General features: G+C 56.0%; 20 protein-coding genes and 3 tRNA genes. 17 read left to right on the top strand and 6 right to left on the bottom strand.

What is annotated here, in order from left to right; all coding sequences use genetic code 11:
• The first annotated feature begins 31 nt into the window (after positions 1 to 31).
• Complete coding sequence (locus C1896_13740) at positions 32 to 274, top strand: glutaredoxin (protein AZZ45865.1); 243 nt, start codon at positions 32 to 34, stop codon at positions 272 to 274.
• Positions 275 to 444: 170 nt separating this feature from the next.
• On the opposite strand, the gene C1896_13735 is transcribed toward C1896_13740, so the two are convergent.
• From C1896_13735 to C1896_13725, 3 genes are all read right to left on the bottom strand, one after another.
• Positions 445 to 521 (bottom strand) — tRNA-Pro (locus C1896_13735).
• Positions 522 to 623: 102 nt separating this feature from the next.
• A complete protein-coding gene (locus tag C1896_13730) occupies positions 624 to 845 on the bottom strand; it encodes a YgdI/YgdR family lipoprotein (GenBank protein AZZ45864.1) in 222 nt (73 codons plus the stop codon).
• Between the two features lie 45 nt (positions 846 to 890).
• A complete protein-coding gene (locus C1896_13725) occupies positions 891 to 1,493 on the bottom strand; it encodes a molybdenum cofactor guanylyltransferase MobA (GenBank protein ID AZZ45863.1) in 603 nt (200 codons plus the stop codon).
• A 435-nt stretch (positions 1,494 to 1,928) separates the two neighbouring features.
• On the opposite strand from C1896_13725, the gene C1896_13720 reads away from it, so the two are divergent.
• Positions 1,929 to 2,960 carry an acyltransferase gene (locus C1896_13720; GenBank protein AZZ45862.1) on the top strand — a complete coding sequence of 344 codons (1,032 nt, stop codon included), beginning with the start codon at positions 1,929 to 1,931 and terminating at the stop codon, positions 2,958 to 2,960.
• A 107-nt stretch (positions 2,961 to 3,067) separates the two neighbouring features.
• Here C1896_13720 and C1896_13715 read toward each other — a convergent pair whose 3' ends face one another.
• Positions 3,068 to 3,370, bottom strand: coding sequence for a peptidase inhibitor I78 family protein (locus C1896_13715; GenBank protein AZZ45861.1), 303 nt, complete (start codon positions 3,368 to 3,370; stop codon positions 3,068 to 3,070).
• 176 nt (positions 3,371 to 3,546) lie between these two features.
• Here C1896_13715 and C1896_13710 point away from each other — a divergent pair, with 176 nt between their 5' ends.
• On the top strand, positions 3,547 to 3,948 hold the full coding sequence (locus C1896_13710) for a hypothetical protein (protein ID AZZ45860.1): 402 nt from the start codon (positions 3,547 to 3,549) through the stop codon (positions 3,946 to 3,948).
• On the top strand, positions 3,948 to 4,895 hold the full coding sequence (locus tag C1896_13705; protein ID AZZ45859.1) for a hypothetical protein: 948 nt from the start codon (positions 3,948 to 3,950) through the stop codon (positions 4,893 to 4,895). Before C1896_13710 ends, C1896_13705 begins: the two co-directional genes overlap by 1 nt.
• A 4-nt stretch (positions 4,896 to 4,899) precedes the next feature.
• Here C1896_13705 and C1896_13700 read toward each other — a convergent pair whose 3' ends face one another.
• Positions 4,900 to 6,183 carry a gamma-glutamylputrescine oxidoreductase gene (locus tag C1896_13700; protein ID AZZ45858.1) on the bottom strand — a complete coding sequence of 428 codons (1,284 nt, stop codon included), beginning with the start codon at positions 6,181 to 6,183 and terminating at the stop codon, positions 4,900 to 4,902.
• A 169-nt stretch (positions 6,184 to 6,352) separates the two neighbouring features.
• Between C1896_13700 and C1896_13695 the strand changes: the two genes are divergently transcribed.
• The 10 genes from C1896_13695 to C1896_13650 all read left to right on the top strand — a co-directional run bounded on the left by C1896_13695 (position 6,353) and on the right by C1896_13650 (position 14,169).
• Positions 6,353 to 6,429 (top strand) — tRNA-Val (locus tag C1896_13695).
• Between the two features lie 223 nt (positions 6,430 to 6,652).
• Positions 6,653 to 8,575 (top strand): threonine--tRNA ligase, encoded by a 1,923-nt coding sequence (locus C1896_13690; protein ID AZZ45857.1) that lies wholly within the window; start codon positions 6,653 to 6,655, stop codon positions 8,573 to 8,575.
• Positions 8,576 to 8,592: 17 nt separating this feature from the next.
• Positions 8,593 to 9,126 (top strand): translation initiation factor IF-3, encoded by a 534-nt coding sequence (locus tag C1896_13685; protein ID AZZ47672.1) that lies wholly within the window; start codon positions 8,593 to 8,595, stop codon positions 9,124 to 9,126.
• Positions 9,127 to 9,188: 62 nt separating this feature from the next.
• A complete protein-coding gene (locus C1896_13680) occupies positions 9,189 to 9,383 on the top strand; it encodes a 50S ribosomal protein L35 (GenBank protein AZZ45856.1) in 195 nt (64 codons plus the stop codon).
• 27 nt (positions 9,384 to 9,410) lie between these two features.
• Entirely contained in the window at positions 9,411 to 9,767 is a 357-nt protein-coding gene (locus C1896_13675) for a 50S ribosomal protein L20 (GenBank protein ID AZZ45855.1), read from the top strand.
• Between the two features lie 167 nt (positions 9,768 to 9,934).
• The gene (locus tag C1896_13670; protein ID AZZ45854.1) at positions 9,935 to 10,951 is read left to right on the top strand and encodes a phenylalanine--tRNA ligase subunit alpha; all 1,017 of its coding nucleotides are present in this window, start codon (positions 9,935 to 9,937) and stop codon (positions 10,949 to 10,951) included.
• 37 nt (positions 10,952 to 10,988) lie between these two features.
• Positions 10,989 to 13,367, top strand: coding sequence for a phenylalanine--tRNA ligase subunit beta (locus C1896_13665; protein ID AZZ45853.1), 2,379 nt, complete (start codon positions 10,989 to 10,991; stop codon positions 13,365 to 13,367).
• Between the two features lie 3 nt (positions 13,368 to 13,370).
• Positions 13,371 to 13,673 (top strand): integration host factor subunit alpha, encoded by a 303-nt coding sequence (gene ihfA, locus C1896_13660; protein AZZ45852.1) that lies wholly within the window; start codon positions 13,371 to 13,373, stop codon positions 13,671 to 13,673.
• Entirely contained in the window at positions 13,654 to 14,010 is a 357-nt protein-coding gene (locus tag C1896_13655; GenBank protein AZZ45851.1) for a MerR family transcriptional regulator, read from the top strand. The genes ihfA and C1896_13655 overlap by 20 nt, the downstream gene beginning before the upstream one ends.
• A gap of 82 nt (positions 14,011 to 14,092) precedes the next feature.
• Positions 14,093 to 14,169: transfer RNA gene (locus C1896_13650), tRNA-Pro, on the top strand.
• A 913-nt stretch (positions 14,170 to 15,082) separates the two neighbouring features.
• Here the strand turns inward: C1896_13650 and gltA are convergent.
• Complete coding sequence (gene gltA, locus C1896_13645) at positions 15,083 to 16,354, bottom strand: citrate (Si)-synthase (GenBank protein ID AZZ45850.1); 1,272 nt, start codon at positions 16,352 to 16,354, stop codon at positions 15,083 to 15,085.
• Positions 16,355 to 16,716: 362 nt separating this feature from the next.
• Here gltA and sdhC point away from each other — a divergent pair, with 362 nt between their 5' ends.
• The 3 genes from sdhC to C1896_13630 are packed head-to-tail and all read left to right on the top strand — an operon-like array spanning position 16,717 to position 19,229.
• Positions 16,717 to 17,091, top strand: a complete 375-nt coding sequence (gene sdhC / locus C1896_13640) for a succinate dehydrogenase, cytochrome b556 subunit (GenBank protein AZZ45849.1) — start codon at positions 16,717 to 16,719, stop codon at positions 17,089 to 17,091.
• Entirely contained in the window at positions 17,085 to 17,453 is a 369-nt protein-coding gene (gene sdhD / locus C1896_13635; protein AZZ45848.1) for a succinate dehydrogenase, hydrophobic membrane anchor protein, read from the top strand. The genes sdhC and sdhD overlap by 7 nt, the downstream gene beginning before the upstream one ends.
• Before the next feature lie 3 nt (positions 17,454 to 17,456).
• The gene (locus tag C1896_13630) at positions 17,457 to 19,229 is read left to right on the top strand and encodes a succinate dehydrogenase flavoprotein subunit (protein ID AZZ45847.1); all 1,773 of its coding nucleotides are present in this window, start codon (positions 17,457 to 17,459) and stop codon (positions 19,227 to 19,229) included.
• The last annotated feature ends 3 nt before the right edge of the window (positions 19,230 to 19,232 follow it).

The following is a 19,232-nucleotide window of genomic DNA, read 5'->3' as shown; positions in this document are numbered from 1 at the left end:
AATTGCGCTGCCCCTTAATGAGCTCCTGACTATGTATCTTCCAGAATGTCAGCTATTCGGAACGCTGGGTTGCCACCTGTGTGAGCAAGCCGAGGCGGTAGTGCTGCCGCTCGTAGAGAATGGGTTGCTAGTTGAACTGCTGGATATAGCGGAGCGTCCGGATTGGTTTGACAGCTATGGCCTTCGTATACCCGTGCTCCGTCGTGTCGACACGGGCGCTGAACTGGATTGGCCGTTCGAGGTAGAGCAAGTCGTTTGGTTCTTGCGGAGCTAGCGTACGCTAGCTTCGATGAAGCGTGGTGGATGAGCCCGAGTCAGCCGTGACGAATCGATATCAAAAGGGGCGAGGGAGGTAAACCTAGGCAATGCCTTATGGTTCAAAGCAAAAAAAACCGGCCATAGGGCCGGTTTTTTTCAAGACTGATATAAGCCTGAGCGGGATTTTGGTCGGAGCGACTGGATTCGAACCAGCGACCTTCTCGTCCCGAACGAGACGCGCTACCAAGCTGCGCTACGCTCCGAAGATGGCGCGCATTTTACATAAAAAGTTTTGCTTCACAAGCGTCTAGCGAAGGCTTTTTCACCAGTGCCAAGGATGATGCGTCGCCCGTAAGAGCGGTGAGCTAGAGCTCTTGGACGGTGCGAACCTGATCCTTATTTACTCTGCCCGGTTTCCCGTCAATGCCTTCAAATTCATAGAAGCCTGCTTCGTCGTCATATTCAGGCTGGTCCAGCGTTTGAATTTCGCGACCGTCGTTGAGCGTGATGACGCTGGGGCTCGAGCAACCGGTAAGGAGGGTCATTCCGACCAGGGCGGCCAAGGCGGGCCCGGTAATTGTACGCATATTGAAACTCCTCTGTAGTTGCGTCTGTGACGGCGTTTGACGCGCCTAAGTTCCCTCTGGAGGCGCCTGCTGCGAAAGCAGCTCCGGTGAGTTTAGATTGGCCAGGCGCGGGTCGTCTGGATGGAGATCAAGGGCGCGCACTTGCAGCGTCAGTAGCGCCTTCAAATTGCTTCGTTCGCCCATTTGCCAGGCGGCCTCGATAGCGGGGGCAAGTTTGACCGGGATGATGCAGAACAATGGTTCCCACTGTGCGCCTCTTCGAGTCATCAAAGGCGTGTCGGGGTCTTGTTGTGCCGTTTCGTACAGTTGTCTTAGTAATGCTTCGTCTATCAGGGGTGCGTCGCAGGGCAGCACCATCATCCAATGGTGGTAAGCCGCTGCGAGCCCGGCTCGTATGCCTGCAAGCGGTCCCGGAAAATCCGGCTCATCGTCATTAACCAGCCGGTCGGCAAAAGCGGCGTAACGCGTTTGGTTGCGGTTGCAAGAAATAAGGAGATCATCCGTCAGGGGGCGAGCTATGCGATGCGGCCACGCCAAAAGGGGCTTGCCGTGCCAGTCTACGAGCCCCTTGTCTCGCCCGCCCATGCGCTGTCCTCGCCCGCCCGCCAACAGCAGAATCGAGCAATTCGCAAACCTGCCTTGAACCATCGAATGCTCCTTCAAAATTCTGTCTATAACACCCGGTCGCAGTATCCAACAACCGTAAGGTGGGGGACGCGATGACCTAATCGGTCGTCGTTCTGTTGGATATCGAACGAAAAGGGAGGGCGGGGTAGGCAGGATTTAGCTTCAGGCGCCCTCGTCTGCAGCCTCGGTGAATGGGAGTCTTGAGAGCTACCAGTCTGCATCGTTTGGGCAATGCTGTACTCAGTGAATTTTACGTCGAGTGGCCCTTAGTTAATGGCTGAATCAGCAATGGACCGGATGTCTGCCGTGACCCCAAGGCTCAAGGCATTACGTCGGACATCGTCGCCCCTCGCTGCCGGCGACAAACTGATCGGATTTTTTACTGTCTACCTTTCCCGTCTTTGCCAACTCTGGCTGTGATGTGTCTGGTATTGCCCATAACCAAGGAGAAATATGATGCAGGAGAGAAATGCCTGGGTCGATTACGCCAAAGCCATTGGGATCATTCTGGTGGTCTACGGACATGTCGCGCGTGGAGTCTTCAACGCCGGTTTGTCGATGGATCAAGACAAGTATCTTCTCGTCGATAGCGTCATCTATAGCTTCCACATGCCACTGTTTTTCTTCCTGTCGGGTTTGTTCTTTTACGACTCACTGGTTAAGCGAGGGAAAACCGGACTGGTCGTGAACAAGATCGATACCATTGTTTACCCCTTCATCGTGTGGTCTTTGTTGCAGGGCGTGGTAGAGGTCGTGCTATCAAACTACACGAACGGTGATGTGACGTTAGGGGAGGTGTTCTCGTTGCTCTGGTCGCCACGGGCTCAGTTCTGGTTCCTCTATGCGCTGTTCCTGGTCTTCGTTGTCTGCTCCTTGGTTTACGCCAAGACCGACCGTCGTTACTTTCTGCCGCTTTTGCTGGTCTTCGGTGTGCTTTATGTGCTCAGTCAAGATCTGGCTGTCGGCAGTATCGGCAAGTTTATCTTCGGCAATGCTGTGTTCTTTGCGCTCGGTATTTGGTTCAACGAGATCAAGGCGTACTTCCTTGCCCGGTATGTCCCTCTCACCTTGTTGCTCGGGGCGTCATTTCTAATTGGGCAGTACCTGTTTCACGTAACGTTCGGCTTGAATTGGGAGGTGGGCGGCTTGTCGGTGCTTGCGCTGGCGACTGTTTCGATCCTGTTCGTGATCGCCCTTTCGATGTGGCTCGGCCGGTTTCGCATGGGCTGGCTGCTATTCATTGGCGCCTCATCCATGACGATCTACCTGATGCATATTCTGGCGGGGAGCGGTATCCGAGTGGTCCTTGGCAGCTTTATGGGCATCGACTCCATAGCTGTCCATTTGATTGTCGGAACCTTGATCGGGCTTGTCGCGCCCTTGCTGGCTCAGATGATCATCAAGCGGTACGACCTGTATTTCTTGTTGGCTCCGCCAAAGTCGTTTTCCGCGAGCCACCTGCTGGCACGCAGGGCAATGGCACATTGATTGGGTAGATTTATAGGTGTAACGGTTGGCCTTGCCTGCGCCCCGTGTCGTTTTACTGCCAGGATCCGAAAGGCTTTCGGATCTTTTGCGGCCAGTAGCGGTTTTGCTTAACCACAGCTGACTCGTAGAATTTCAAGCGATTCGTCTGTCGTCAGGGTTAGCCGCTGAGCGTTGTATTCCATTGTCACAACGTCTCCCGGTCGAACGATTCGAGCAATGGCGGCCTTGCTTTTTCGTCGGGCCTGATCGAGAAGCTCCGGGCTGGCCTGCTCCCCAATAAGCGTCTGGATAGGAGAAGCATCGCATTTACCGGCATTGCTTCTTGTCGGTTGCACGGTGCCGAATGGCGGCTGACAGCCAGTTAGGATGGCGCTGCATGCCATCAGAGCAGCTATGGGTACAATGTTCATATCGGTCTCCTTCGGTTTTGACGTTGTTGATAACAGTCACGAGTCCGCAAATCCAGTCGAGCCGCTGGCGCAAACCACCGCGGGCAAAGGGAACTGGCGGAACAGTCGCCCCGTCTTACTGTTGAAGGCACATTGCGCACCGCACTGGCCGCAAACAAAAATCAAGGAATTCCGCCATGTTTAACTCGTCCGTGATGAAGCGTGTTGCCACCCTTTTAGCAGCGATGCATTTCATGCTGTTCGCACAGATTCCACTGGCCCAGGCGGCAATGATCGGCAGTGCGGAAATAATTGCCGAACAACAGCAGCAGGTAGATCGCCAGCAATTGCTGACAATGCTTGAGAATCAAGACGTCCAGAAAAAACTAGTCTCAATGGGCGTTGAGCAGGATCAGGTCGAGCAGCGAATCAACAGCCTGACACCTGCAGAACTTGCACAGTTCAATCAGCAACTGGATCAAGCGCCGGCCGGTGCAGGGGTGGTTGGGATTATCGTGCTGTTTCTCGTCATCTTCATCGTGACCGACCTCCTGTGCGCTACGAACATCTTTAACTTCGTCAACTGCATCAACCGTTAATGCAGCGACTGCTATTGCTGTTTGCCGTACTCCTTCTCGGGGCGTGTGCGCGAGCGCCGATCGTCCCGGTTGGAGTCGCGGGTCTCCCCGAGCAGATTGAGTTGGACGAAGTTCCATTCTTTCCGCAAGAAGACTATCAATGCGGGCCTGCTGCGCTCGCGACTATGCTTACCCAGCGTGGCATCGCTACCCGGCCGGAGCAGCTAGTCGAGCGGGTTTATCTTCCGCAGCGCAAGGGCAGCCTGCAGGTTGAAATGGTTGCGGCTGCCAGGGCTCACGATTTGCTGGTTTATCCGTTAGAGCCCCGGCTTGAAGCGGTGCTGACCGAAGTGGCAGCTGGAAATCCTGTTCTGGTGCTGCAGAACCTTGCCTTTGATCGCTGGCCTCAATGGCATTTTGCGGTGGTGGTGGGGTATGACCTGGCGACGCAGACCCTCGTGCTGCGCTCCGGGACTACTCGACGCTGGACCGGAACTTTTCGCCAGTTCGAGCGAAGCTGGGCCAAGGGCAAGCGTTGGGCTGTGGTGACGGTTTCGCCCGATCAGTTGCCTCGTACTGCGCAGGAAGCTGTCTGGCTGAAGGCTGGGAACGATCTTGAGCAAATCGGGCGTGATGGTGCGGCTTTGAACGCTTATGAAACGGCTGCGCAACATTGGTCTAGTGGCTTGTCATGGTTCGTGCTCGCCAATGCTCGGTACGCGCTAGGCGACGGGCATGCTGCGGAGCAAGCCCTGCGGACCAGTGTTCAGCGTGACAACTCTTTCGCACCTGCCTGGTTCAACCTTTCGCAGGTGATGGCGGAGCGGGGATGCCGTATTCAGGCATCTGCATCCCAGGCGTGCGCGGTGCAGCTGGCGCCGAAGGACCGCCGATTCAGAGCAGAGCTACCCCCAGGGCCGGACGAGCCTGGCGCCTGTGAGGCCGCTCCAGCTTGCCCCGTTCAGTGATGCGTCAGAAGCCGATCCTATCGCGCAGGCTGTAATAGAGCGCACCGAGCGCACTTATTGGCGCGCTGAACTTCTGACCACCAGGAAAGGGGTAATGCGGCAAGCTGGCAAAGGCGTCGAATCGCTCTGCCTGGCCCCGTAGTGCTTCGGCGATAACTTTCCCGGCGACATGGGTGTAGGTGACACCATGACCGCTGCAGCCTTGGGAATAATAAATGTTATCGCCGAGTCGGCCGACTTGCGGTAAGCGCGATAGTGTCATCAGAAAGTTGCCGGTCCAGGCGAAATCCGTCTTGATGTGTTCGAGTTGAGGGAAGGTTTTGAGCATTTTCGGTCGGATGATCGAATCAATATCGGCTGGATCGCGCGCGCCGTAGACCACTCCACCGCCATAGATCAGCCGCTTGTCGGCGGATAGCCGAAAGTAGTCGAGCAGGTAGTTGCTGTCTTCTACGCAGTAGTCTTGTGGGAGCAGGGCCGCTGCTAACTCAGGGTCGAGGGGCTCTGTAGCAATCACTTGGGTTCCGCAGGGCATGGATTTAGCTGCCAATTCCGGAATCAGTCCTCCGAGATAGGCATTTCCCGCAACGACGACGAACTTCGCGGTCACTTGGCCGTGCTGAGTATGAACACGCGGATTGCTTCCTCGATCGATACGGACTGCAGGGGTTTGTTCGTGGATCACGCCGCCCAGCGATTCGACGGCTGCTGCTTCGCCTAGTGCAAGGTTGAGCGGATGGATGTGGCCGCCGCCATGATCCAGCAGTCCGCCTGCGTATCGCTCGCACGCAACAACCTTTCTGATGCCGACGTGGTCGAGCATCTCAAGTTGATCGTAGCCGTAACGCTCCCAGAGCGCTTTTTGCGACTCGAGATGGTGCATCTGCTTGATATTGAATGCGGCAAATACGCCTCCGCTTTTCAGATCGCAGTCGATGCCATAACGTGCCACTCGCTCGCGGATGATGCGCCCACCCTCGAAAGCCATGGCCCCGATTAGCCGTGCAGCTTCAGCACTGGCAGTGCGCTCGACTGTGTCGATATCGCGGCTGTAACTGTTGACGATCTGCCCGCCATTGCGTCCGGAGGCGCCAAAGCCGACCTTGGCGGCCTCCAGTACGACGACGCGAAATCCTTGCTCGAGAAGGAACAGCGCTGTCGACAGCCCGGTATAGCCAGCGCCGATTATGCAGACATCCGTCTCAATGTCGGTTTTCAGGGGGGTGCGAACTGGAGCCGGGTTCGCTGAGGCCGCGTAATAGGACGCCGGGTATGAGGTGTGCGACATTATGGTTGTCCTGTTGTAAATACTTGACGCCGATGCTATCTCGAGAGTGCTGCGCGCGCTATAGCAGCATTAGGTTCCTATTCGTTAGGCCAAAAATTACAAATATCAGTGGCTTAGCGAAAAAGCGCTTGACTCTTTCAGGCGAGTCTCTAGAATGCGCGTCCATCGGAGGCACATAGCTCAGTTGGTTAGAGCACCACCTTGACATGGTGGGGGTCGTTGGTTCGAATCCAATTGTGCCTACCAATTCCGAAAAGGGTCGCGCTAGCGACCCTTTTTTTATGCCTTGCTTGTCAGTGCGGCGGCTTTCTGAAAGCATCCGCGCTCCCGTATTTCCAGTGACTTCGGTCCGTCTCGATCGCCTTAGGGCTCCTGCCAATGTGCGGCAGGTTATTCGGCGGGTCGCTTTCCTGGCTCATCCCAACCCATGTGGCCTTTGGTAGGGGTCACCACTAGGAGAGGAGGCGCCATGCCCACCATTACTCTTCCTGACGGCAGTCAGCGTTCGTTCGATCAACCGGTCTCCGTTGCTGAAGTGGCGCAATCCATTGGCGCCGGTTTAGCCAAGGCGACTCTTGCCGGTAAGGTCAATGGTCGTCTGGTTGATGCCTGTGACCTGATCGAGACCGATGCGAGCCTGCAGATCATCACGCCGAAGGATGAAGAGGGGCTGGAGATCATCCGCCACTCCTGCGCTCACCTGGTTGGTCACGCTGTCAAGCAGCTCTATCCAACTGCGAAGATGGTTATTGGTCCGGTCATTGCCGAAGGTTTCTATTACGATATCGCCTTCGAGCGGCCGTTTACCCCGGATGATATGGCTGCTATCGAGCAGCGCATGAAGCAGTTGATTGATACCGAATACGATGTGATCAAAAAGGTTACGCCTCGTACTGAGGTTATCGAAGTATTCCGGTCGCGTGGTGAGGACTACAAGCTACGTCTGGTTGATGACATGCCTGACGAGCAGGCCATGGGTCTCTACTACCACGAAGAATACGTCGACATGTGTCGTGGTCCGCATGTGCCAAATACTCGTTTCCTCAAGTCATTCAAGCTGACCAAGTTGTCCGGTGCCTACTGGCGTGGCGATGCGAAGAATGAACAGCTTCAGCGCGTCTACGGCACTGCCTGGGCGGACAAGAAGCAGCTCGCTGCTTACATTCAGCGAATTGAAGAAGCCGAAAAGCGCGATCATCGCAAGATTGGCAAGCGCCTTGATCTCTTCCATACCCAGGAAGAGGCGCCTGGCATGGTGTTCTGGCACCCGAATGGCTGGACCATCTACCAAGTGCTTGAACAGTACATGCGCGGCGTGCAGCGTGTGAACGGCTACCAAGAGATCAAAACACCGCAAGTTGTAGATCGCAGCCTGTGGGAGAGATCCGGGCACTGGGGTAACTACGCTGAAAACATGTTTACCACTGAGTCGGAAAGCCGCGATTACGCGATCAAGCCTATGAACTGTCCCTGTCACGTTCAGGTGTTCAATCAGGGGCTCAAAAGTTACCGTGAGCTGCCGCTGCGTCTTGCAGAGTTTGGCTCTTGCCACCGCAACGAGCCCTCTGGTGCGCTGCACGGAATCATGCGTGTCCGGGGTTTTACCCAGGATGACGCGCACATTTTCTGCACTGAGGAGCAGGTCAGTGCTGAGGCAGCTGATTTCATCAGGCTGACCATGCAGGTCTATGCTGATTTCGGTTTCAGTGACATCAAATTGAAGTTGTCAACGCGGCCTGAGAAGCGCGTCGGAGACGATGCGTTCTGGGATCGCGCCGAAGCAGCCTTGGCAGGTGCGCTGGATGCGGCTGGTTTGCCTTGGGAGTATTTGCCGGGGGAGGGTGCGTTCTACGGTCCGAAGATCGAGTTCACGTTGCTCGACTGCCTGGGTCGTTCCTGGCAGTGCGGCACCTTGCAGTACGATCCGAACATGCCCCAGCGTCTCGATGCGAGTTACGTGGCGGAGGATAACAGTCGAAAAACTCCAGTCATGCTGCATCGCGCGATCCTTGGTTCGTTCGAGCGCTTTATAGGTATTCTTATCGAGCACTATGAGGGCGCGTTCCCGGCCTGGCTGGCTCCGACGCAAGCTGTGGTCATGAATATCACCGATAAGCAGGCTGATTTCGCACAGGAAGTGGAGAAAACACTTACCCAAAGCGGCTTCCGTGCCAAGTCCGACTTGAGAAACGAAAAGATCGGCTTTAAAATCCGCGAGCATACCTTGCTCAAGGTTCCCTATCTCTTGGTTATCGGAGATCGGGAAGTAGAGACACGAGCCGTTGCTGTGCGCACCCGTGAAGGCGTCGATCTGGGCTCCATGCCCTTGGATGACTTCGCGCAGCTGCTGACACAAGCGGTTTCCCGGCGTGGTCGCCAAGAATTGGAGTAATGACTATTAAGCGTGAAATGAGACAGGATAAACGAGCTGCACCCAAGGCCCCGATCAACGAGAATATCTCGGCTCGTGAGGTCCGTTTGATTGGTGCTGATGGCGAGCAGGTTGGCATCGTCTCGATTGATGAAGCGCTTCGTATAGCTGAAGAAGCCAAGCTGGATCTGGTGGAAATTTCCGCCGATGCGGTTCCTCCTGTGTGCCGGATCATGGATTACGGCAAGCACCTCTTCGAAAAGAAGAAGCAGGTTGCTGCAGCGAAGAAGAACCAGAAGCAGATTCAGGTTAAAGAAATAAAGTTTCGTCCAGGGACGGAAGAAGGGGACTACCAGGTCAAGCTACGCAACCTGGTTCGTTTCCTGAGTGAAGGGGACAGGGCCAAGGTATCGTTGAGATTCCGCGGTCGTGAGATGGCGCATCAGGAGCTGGGGATGGAACTGTTGAAGCGGGTCGAGGCTGATCTCGTGGAGTACGGTTCGGTCGAACAGCATCCAAAGATGGAAGGACGCCAGCTGATCATGGTCATCGCTCCCAAGAAAAAGAAGTAACCACCAGGGCACTGGCAGGCCTTGCGGTTATTTGAAATCACCCACACTGTGGAGTACCGAACATGCCAAAGATGAAGACTAAAAGTGGCGCTGCAAAGCGCTTCAAAAAGACGGCGAATGGCTACAAGCACAAGCACGCTTTCAAAAGCCACATCCTGACCAAAATGTCTACCAAGCGTAAGCGTCAGCTGCGTGGTACATCTCTGATGCACCCGGCCGACAAAGCAAAAGTAGAGCGCATGCTGCGCGTTCGTTAATTCGGTCAAGACTCAGAGGAATAACTCATGGCTCGTGTTAAGCGTGGCGTCGTCGCTCGTCGCCGTCACAAGAAAATTCTGAAACTCGCTAAAGGCTACTATGGCGCTCGTTCAAGAGTGTTCCGTGTTGCCAAGCAGGCGGTAATCAAGGCTGGCCAATATGCCTACCGTGACCGCCGTCAGCGGAAGCGTCAGTTCCGCGCTCTGTGGATTGCTCGTATCAACGCCGGCGCTCGTGTAAATGGTCTGTCCTACAGCCGTTTCATTGCTGGTCTGAAAAAAGCAGCCATTGAGATCGATCGTAAGGTCCTGGCCGAGTTGGCAGTGAATGAAAAAGCAGCTTTTGCTGCAATTGTCGAAAAAGCCAAAGCTTCTCTGGCCTAAGCCCATCGACAATCGAATCTTCGGATTCGTAGCGTCACCGATAGGGGAAGAGCCTTGTGCTCTTCCCCTATTTCGTATCTGAAGGGGCATTTGCAAAAATGCACCTCGCGTAAAGCCTAAGCGCTGATCGTCTGGTGCGGTTCTGCAAGAACCTCTGGAGGTTGTACATGGAAAACCTGGATGCACTGGTCTCGCAAGCGCTTGAGGCGGTGCAACATAGCCAACACATCAACGCCCTGGAGCAGATCCGGGTTCAGTATCTCGGCAAGAAAGGCGAGCTGACCCAAGTCATGCAGACCCTGGGCAAACTTTCCGCGGATGAACGCCCCAAAGCCGGTGCGCTCATCAATGCAGCGAAGAGCCGTGTTCAGGATGAGCTGAATGCCAAGAAGGCGGATCTGGAGCAAGCTGCGCTGAGCGCCAAGCTCGCTGCCGAGCGGATCGATGTGACATTGCTAGGTCGGGGAGAGGCCTCCGGTGGGCTGCATCCGGTGACGCGTACACTAGAGCGGATCGAACAATTCTTCAGCCATATCGGTTATAGCGTTGCCGAGGGGCCGGAGGTCGAAGACGACTACCACAACTTTGAAGCGCTCAATATCCCCGGCCATCATCCTGCCCGGGCGATGCACGACACCTTCTATTTCAACGCCAACATGCTGTTGCGTACCCATACCTCGCCCGTTCAGGTGCGCACGATGGAGTCGCAGCAACCACCCATCCGCATCGTTTGCCCGGGGCGTGTCTACCGATGCGACTCGGATATCACCCATTCGCCTATGTTTCATCAGGTTGAGGGCTTGCTTGTCGATGAGGGTATTAGCTTTGCGGATCTAAAAGGCACCATCGAGCAGTTCTTGCGGGTGTTCTTCGAAAAGCCGCTGGGCGTCCGTTTCCGGCCCTCGTTCTTCCCGTTTACCGAGCCGTCGGCCGAAGTGGACATGCAATGCGTCATGTGCAGCGGAAAGGGATGTCGCGTCTGCAAGCAGACCGGCTGGCTCGAGGTGATGGGCTGCGGCATGGTGCATCCGAATGTGTTGCGCATGTCCGGTATCGATCCGGAAAAATACCAGGGCTTCGCTTTCGGTATGGGAGCCGAGCGGCTTGCCATGCTGCGCTATGGCGTCAACGACTTACGCCTGTTCTTCGATAACGACCTGAGGTTCCTAGCTCAATTTCGCTAGGTCCAGAGTCCAGTCAAAGAAATTTTAGGAGAGCAGGATGAAATTCAGCGAGCAGTGGTTGCGTACTTGGGTCAATCCGCAAGTTTCTCGTGAGGAACTGGTGGCGAGGCTGTCGATGGTCGGCCTCGAAGTGGATGCGGTCACACCGGTGGCCGGTGAGTTCAGTGGCGTTATCGTCGGTGAGGTGCAGAGCACCGAGCAACATCCGGATGCGGACAAGCTGCGCGTCTGCCAGGTCAGCAACGGCAGCGAAACCTTTCAGGTAGTCTGTGGTGCGCCCAACGTGCGCCCGGGCTTGAAGATTCCTTTTGCGCAGATCGGCGCTCAGCTGCCGGGCGACTTCGAGATCAAGAAAGCGAAGCTTCGCGGCGTCGAGTCCAACGGCATGCTCTGCTCGGAAACCGAGCTACAAGTTGGTACAGACGACAGTGGACTGATGGAGCTGGCTGGCGATGCCCCGGTTGGTAGCGATTTGCGAGTGTATCTCGGCCTGGACGACGCGAGCATCGAGATAGGCCTGACGCCGAACCGTGGCGACTGCCTCTCTGTCGCAGGGCTAGCGCGTGAGGTAGGCGCTATCTACGGCGCGACGGTCGCTCCAGTCGATATCGTTCCGGTGGCTGCGAGCCACGATGAGGTACGCCCGGTCGAGGTATGGGCACCCACAGCCTGTCCGCGTTATCTCGGACGCGTGATTCGTGATGTAGACCTGTCGCGGCCCACTCCGCTGTGGATCGTCGAGCGGTTGCGTCGTTCCGATATCCGCAGCATCGATGCGGTGGTAGATGTCACCAACTACGTAATGCTTGAGCTTGGGCAGCCACTGCACGCGTTTGACCTGGCCGAGATCCATGGAGGCATCAGGGTTCGGATGGCTGAGGATCAGGAGAAGCTCGTCCTGCTCGATGGGCAGGAAGTGACCCTGCGCAGCGATACCTTGGTTATCGCTGATCATCAGCGTGCCCTCGCGATCGCTGGGGTCATGGGTGGTGAGCACAGCGGCGTGAGTGCAGCAACACAGGATCTGTTTCTGGAGAGCGCCTTCTTCGACACCATTGCCCTTGCCGGCAAGGCGCGCTCCTATGGTTTGCATACCGACGCCTCGCATCGTTACGAGCGAGGGGTAGACTCTCAGCTGGCCCGCCGGGCCATGGAGCGGGCGACTGCACTGTTGTTGGATATTGTCGGCGGTAGCGCCGGGCCCGTAATCGAAGCTGCCAGCGACGCCGATCTCCCGCGCGTTGCACCGATTCAGCTACGCAAGGATCGAATCGAGCAGATGCTGGGGTTGAGTATGGCGGGCGATCAGGTCGTCTCGCTGCTGTCAGCTCTGGGTCTGGGTGTTGCCGAACAGGGCGAAGAGTCATGGGAAGTCAGCGTTCCCAGTCACCGATTCGATATCAGTCTAGAGGTAGATCTGATCGAGGAGTTGGGGCGTCTGTATGGCTACGACCGCTTACCGGTGCGTTATCCCCAGGCACGTCTGGCGCCTGAGGCCAACCCTGAATCCCGAGCCGAACTGCCCGCCCTGCGCCGCTTGCTGGTTGCCCGTGGCTACCAGGAAGCGATCACCTACAGCTTCATCGACCCAAAAATGTTCGAGCTGTTCAGCCCTGGCGTCGAGCCGCTGCAATTGACAAACCCGATCTCGTCGGACATGGCGGCGATGCGCGCGACGCTATGGCCAGGATTGATCAAGGCATTGCAGTACAACCTGAACCGACAACAGACGCGGGTGCGTCTGTTCGAGAGCGGCCTACGTTTCGTCGGTCAGCTTGACCAGTTGAAGCAAGAGCCGATGCTGGCCGGTGTCATCACCGGCAGCCGTTTGCCGGAGGGTTGGGGCAACGATAGAGCCGCAGCTGATTTCTATGACATGAAAGCCGACGTCGAAGCCTTGCTTGGATATGCCGGTGACTCTACCGCCTATGGCTTTGCCGCCACCGAGCATCCTGCTCTACATCCTGGACAGACTGCTCGAATCGAGCGGGAAGGGCGTCTGGTCGGCTATATCGGAAGTCTTCATCCTGAGGTGGCCGCCACGCTGGGTATAGATCAGCCCGTCTATCTGTTCGAGCTGTTGGTCGCCGAAATCAGCGAAGGCCGGCTGCCGCGTTTTAGTGAGCTGTCCCGTTTTCCTGAAGTGCGTCGCGACCTGGCGATTCTGGTGACACGTGAGGTTCCTGCTGCCGATGTGTTGCTATGCATTCGTAAGGCCGCGGGCGAGAACCTGACGGACCTCAAGCTATTTGATGTGTATCAGGGTAAAGGTATTGATCCTCTTAGCAAAAGTGTGGCAGTCGGCTTGACCTGGCAACACCCTTCGCGCACTCTAAACGACGACGAGGTGAGTGGTGCGATGCAGCAAATCCTCTCCTCCTTGGAAGAAAGGTTCAACGCCACGTTAAGGAAATAGCGTATGGGGGCTCTGACGAAAGCTGAAATGGCGGAACGTCTATTTGAAGAGCTAGGCTTGAATAAGCGCGAGGCAAAAGAGTTGGTCGAGCTCTTTTTCGAGGAGATTCGCCAGGCGCTTGAGCACAACGAGCAGGTGAAGTTGTCCGGGTTCGGCAACTTCGACCTGCGCGACAAGCGACAGCGTCCTGGGCGTAACCCGAAGACCGGCGAAGAAATTCCCATCACGGCGCGTCGTGTCGTGACATTCCGGCCCGGCCAAAAATTAAAAGCCAGAGTCGAAGCATATGCTGGAACCAAGTCATAACGACGAACTGCCAACGATACCTGGCAAGCGCTATTTCACTATAGGTGAAGTGAGTGAGCTATGTGCAGTTAAGCCGCATGTGCTGCGCTATTGGGAGCAGGAATTTCCACAGCTGAATCCTGTGAAGCGTCGTGGAAACCGGCGCTACTATCAGCGTCAGGATGTGCTGATGATCCGGCAAATCCGTTCGTTGCTTTACGAGCAGGGCTTTACCATTGGCGGTGCTCGCCAGCGGATGTCAGGCGATGAGGCTCGTGAGGACACTACCCAATACAAGCAGCTCATCAGGCAGATGATAACTGAGCTTGAAGACGTGCTTCAGGTGCTTAAAACCTAAGCCCTGGTGACGAAAAAACTTTCACATATTCAGTCGCTTAATGTATAGTTCGTTCCGTTTTCAGCGAACCTGAAGATGCAGTCGGGGCGTAGCGCAGCCTGGTAGCGCACTTGCATGGGGTGCAAGGGGTCGAGTGTTCGAATCACTCCGTCCCGACCAAAAGTCCCCAGAAAATCCAGTCACTTAACGGTGACTGGATTTTTTTATTTCTGAGGTTTTGTGATGCCTCAGAGTTTTCCCGCTTTCTGCTTGCCGCTGAGGTCTGCCGGGTTTGTGAGCGCTCGGGCTACAAATCTAACAGCGCCTGCTGGGTGGCGATGCGTGGTAATGGTTTTGTCGCTTCGGTATGGCTCTCTGACGGCAAAATTGCGGTAGCTCGAGGCGCACAACTCTTCAGTGGTGTTGTGTCGTTTGCGGCTAGCGGCCTCATCATATCCCTCCTCGTTGTCCCAGTGCTGAGGAAGGCGCCCTCACTCCTTTAGTGTCAGCGAGTCGTGCTACTGCCCGGCTGTGCCTGGGAGCGCCCCAAGCTTCGCCGGCTTGGATTCATGCTTGTACTGGTGCAACTTTTGCAGCGTGCGCCCTTGGCTGGCTGTAGGACATAAAATGCAGCCGGTTCTGGGGCGCTAAGGTCTGGGGCGGCAAGCTGGACGTAGCGATGCGTCAGGAAGCGGCGCGGAGGGGAAAGCTGCTCGTCGATTTTTTGTGTCACTCACTCGTGCCCGCTATCGGGCGCCTGCCTCGGCTCAGGCGTGCTATGTATTAATTCTCGCTCGGGACGCCAGTGCTGCAGCCGAGCTAAATCAGCGCATCCAGCGCGGCATGGGTGATGAGGGTTGCGGCTATCATCAGGGCGTTCTGAGTGAGTCAGCGAAAATGAGGTGCTGCCTCGGCCGCACCACGGTCTCGATCGGCTCGTAAGCTAGGTGTGGAGTGATCGGCAATCACAATGGTGGGTGCGGACCGATTCGGTCCAGAAATAAAAAAAACGCCCAGTGCGCTGCACTGGGCGTTGAGGTAGCTGACCCTAAAAAGCTGTAGGTCTATTCAGGGTAAGGCGGTTCGCGCTGCCTTAGCGATTCAGGTCCCGTTGCGGGTGGCCGGTGTACAGCTGGCGTGGACGACCGATCTTCTGACCCATCGCAATCATTTCTTTCCAGTGCGAGATCCAGCCGACAGTACGTGCAAGCGCGAAGATCACGGTGAACATACTGGTTGGAATGCCGATCGCCTTGAGAATGATGCCGGAGTAGAAGTCAACGTTCGGGTAGAGATTGCGTTCGGCGAAGTAGGGATCGTTTAGTGCGATCTCTTCAAGCTTCATTGCAAGTTCGAGCTGCGGGTCGTTGATGCCGAGTTCGCTGAGTACTTCGTCGCAGGTCTGCTTCATGACCTTGGCGCGTGGGTCGAAGTTTTTGTAGACGCGGTGGCCGAAGCCCATCAGTTTGAACGGATCGTTTTTGTCCTTGGCCTTGGCAAGGAATTTTTCGATGTTCGAAACGTCGCCAATTTCGTCCAGCATTGTTAGTACGGCTTCGTTGGCGCCGCCATGTGCCGGGCCCCACAGCGCTGCAATGCCAGCAGCAATGCAGGCGAACGGGTTGGCGCCGGTCGAGCCGGCCAGGCGTACGGTGGACGTCGAGGCGTTTTGCTCGTGGTCCGCATGCAGAATGAAGATGCGGTCCATGGCTTTTGCAAGAACCGGGCTGATCGGCTTCACTTCGCAAGGTGTGTTAAACATCATGTGAAGGAAGTTTTCAGCGTAATTCAGATCGTTACGCGGGTACATCATCGGCTGGCCCATGGAGTATTTGTAAACCATGGCGGCCAGTGTTGGCATCTTCGCGACCAAGCGAACCGCCGAAATTTCGCGGTGGTGCGGGTCGTTAATATCCAGAGAGTCGTGATAGAAGGCCGAGAGCGCGCCTACAACACCGCACATGATGGCCATCGGGTGCGCATCACGACGGAAGCCGTTGAGGAAAGACTTGAGCTGTTCATGAACCATCGTGTGGTTCTTGACGGTGCTGATGAACTTTGCTTTTTCCTCAGCAGTAGGCAGCTCGCCGTTCAGCAAGAGGTAGCAGGTTTCGAGGTAATCGGCTTTTTCGGCCAGCTGCTCGATCGGGTAGCCGCGATGAAGCAAAATTCCTTTGTCACCGTCGATATAGGTGATCTTGGATTCGCAAGAGGCGGTGGACATAAAGCCGGGGTCGAAGGTAAAGCGACCCGTGGAGGTCAAGCCTCGTACGTCGATTACGTCGGGCCCTACGGTGCCGGATAGAACGGGCAGTTCGATGGCGTCTGCGCCTTCGATGATCAACTGCGCTTTTTTGTCAGCCATGTATGGCCTCCTGTTTTATGCTTGGAATCATCATGGCCCCCCACGCAGGGCCCGCATCACTATAGTGAGATAAATCACAAAGTCAATTTGGGCGAGCGGCCAGTTGTAGAGGGGGTTAGGGGTGAATTCGCAACACAGAAAAAGCTATTTACGCGAATTACAAACCGAGGCGCCATCCGCCTTTAGTGGCACTTCACCACATTGTCATTAGCGACCTAACTGTTTATAATCGGCGACCGACCGGCAGGGGCCTTACAGGCAGTTTCCTGTGGGTTGTCACTCGTGGGTGGCGGGTACCGCTGCGTGCTCTTCCCAACAACTTTGCCCTGCGGTTTCGGGGCTCTCAAGTGTGAAAAAAAGCCGTGAAAAGCCAACGACCTGTAAACCTAGATCTTAGGACAATAAAACTCCCAATCACTGCTTACACCTCAATCCTTCACCGCATTTCTGGCGTGATCTTGTTTGTTGGTGTGGCCGTCCTGCTGCTTGCGCTTGATGTCTCTTTGTCTTCTGTCGAAGGCTTTGAAGAGGTGAAGGCGTATCTCGGTAGTCCGCTGGCGAAGCTGGTGGTCTGGGCTTTGCTCTCTGCGTTGCTGTATCACCTGGTGGCCGGTGTGCGCCATCTGGTCATGGATACCGGCCATGGCGAAACGCTGGAAGGCGGGAAGCTGGGCTCGAAAATCGTTTTGGCCGTATCGGCGGTGCTGATCGTTCTGGCGGGAGTTTGGATATGGTAACCAATGTCACCAACTTTTCCCGTTCGGGTCTGTATGACTGGATGGCCCAGCGCGTTTCAGCGGTGGTCCTGGCGGCTTATTTTCTCTTTCTGATTGGATACCTCATTGCGAATCCGGGGCTGGATTACGCTCAGTGGCATGCGCTGTTCTCCGCTCAGTGGATGCGCATCTTCAGTCTCCTTGCACTCGTTGCCCTCAGTGTTCATGCATGGGTTGGTATGTGGACGATTTCCACCGACTACCTGACCAGCATGGCAATCGGTAAGTGGGCTACCGGCGTGCGTTTTCTCTTCCAGGCGGTGTGTGGCATAGCTATGTTCACCTTCTTCGTCTGGGGCGTGCAGATTCTTTGGGGTATCTGATCCATGGCTAGCATTCGTACTCTTTCTTATGACGCCATCATTATTGGTGGCGGTGGTGCGGGCATGCGCGCCGCACTGCAGTTGGCCCAAGGTGGTCACAAAACTGCTGTGGTAACCAAGGTTTTCCCGACCCGCTCGCATACCGTATCCGCACAAGGTGGCATCACCTGTGCGATCGCTTCGGCTGACCCGAACGATGATTGGCGCTGGCACATGTACGATACCGTTAAGGGCTCCGATTACATCGGCGACCAAGATGCTATCGAATATATGTGTTCCGTTGGTCCGGAGGCTGTTTTCGAGCTGGAACACATGGGCTTGCCGTTCTCCCGAACCGAGCAGGGTCGCATCTACCAGCGTCCGTTCGGTGGTCAGTCGAAAGACTATGGCAAAGGTGGGCAGGCTGCTCGCACTTGCGCGGCCGCTGACCGTACTGGTCATGCGCTGCTGCACACTCTGTATCAGGCCAACCTGAAGGCGGGCACGTCCTTCCTCAACGAATGGTATGGCGTGGATCTGGTGAAGAATCAGGATGGCGCCATCGTGGGCATCATCGCGATCTGCATCGAAAATGGCGAAACGGTCTATATCCGGTCCAAGGCTGTGGTCTTGGCTACCGGAGGTGCGGGGCGTATCTACGCATCGACCACTAACGCGCTGATTAACACCGGTGACGGTATTGGCATGGCGTTGCGCGCAGGTGTGCCGGTTCAGGATATTGAGATGTGGCAATTCCATCCGACCGGTATCGCTGGTGCCGGTGTGCTGGTAACCGAAGGTTGCCGTGGTGAAGGTGGATACCTGATCAATAAGCACGGCGAGCGCTTTATGGAGCGTTACGCGCCGAACGCGAAAGATCTGGCGGGTCGTGACGTAGTTGCTCGCTCCATGGTTAAAGAAATCCTGGCTGGCAATGGCTGTGGTCCAGATGGCGACCACGTGATGCTGAAGCTCGATCACCTGGGCGAGGAAGTACTGCACAGCCGTCTGCCGGGCATCTGCGAGCTGTCGAAAACCTTTGCGCATGTCGATCCTGTCACTGCTCCGGTGCCTGTAGTTCCGACCTGTCACTACATGATGGGTGGTGTCGCCACTAACATCCACGGCCAGGCAATGACCCAGGATGCCAATGGGAATGACAAGATCATTGAAGGGCTGTTCGCGGTAGGCGAAGTGGCGTGCGTATCGGTTCATGGCGCCAACCGTCTGGGTGGCAACTCTCTGCTTGACCTCGTTGTATTCGGTCGCGCCGCCGGTCTTCATCTAGAAAAAGCTCTGAAGGACGGTATCGAGCACCGCGGTGCCACTGAGACCGATCTGGACGTTGCGCTGAGTCGTCTCGCCAGCTTGAACGAGCGGACCGAAGGCGAAGACGTCGCTTCGCTGCGTAAAGAGCTGCAAAGCTGCATGCAGAACTACTTCGGTGTATTCCGTACCGGCGAGTACATGCAGAAGGGCATTGCCCAGCTTGCTGATCTCCGTCAGCGCATCGCCAATGTGAAGATTTCTGACAAGAGCCAGGCCTTCAATACCGCCCGTATCGAAGCGCTGGAGCTGCAGAATCTGCTGGAAGTGGCTGAAGCAACTGCCATCGCTGCAGAGAATCGCAAAGAATCGCGCGGCGCGCATGCCCGCGAGGATTTCGAGGAGCGTGATGACGAGAACTGGCTGTGCCACACCCTGTACTTCCCGGGTGAGAAGCGCGTAGCCAAGCGTGCCGTGAACTTCTCTCCGAAGACTGTTCCGACTTTCGAACCTAAGGTTCGGACTTACTGAGGT

The organism is Pseudomonadaceae bacterium SI-3 (assembly GCA_004010935.1).
Taxonomy (GTDB): Bacteria; Pseudomonadota; Gammaproteobacteria; order Pseudomonadales; family Pseudomonadaceae; genus Stutzerimonas.
This window is presented reverse-complemented; position numbering and strand designations above follow the sequence as displayed.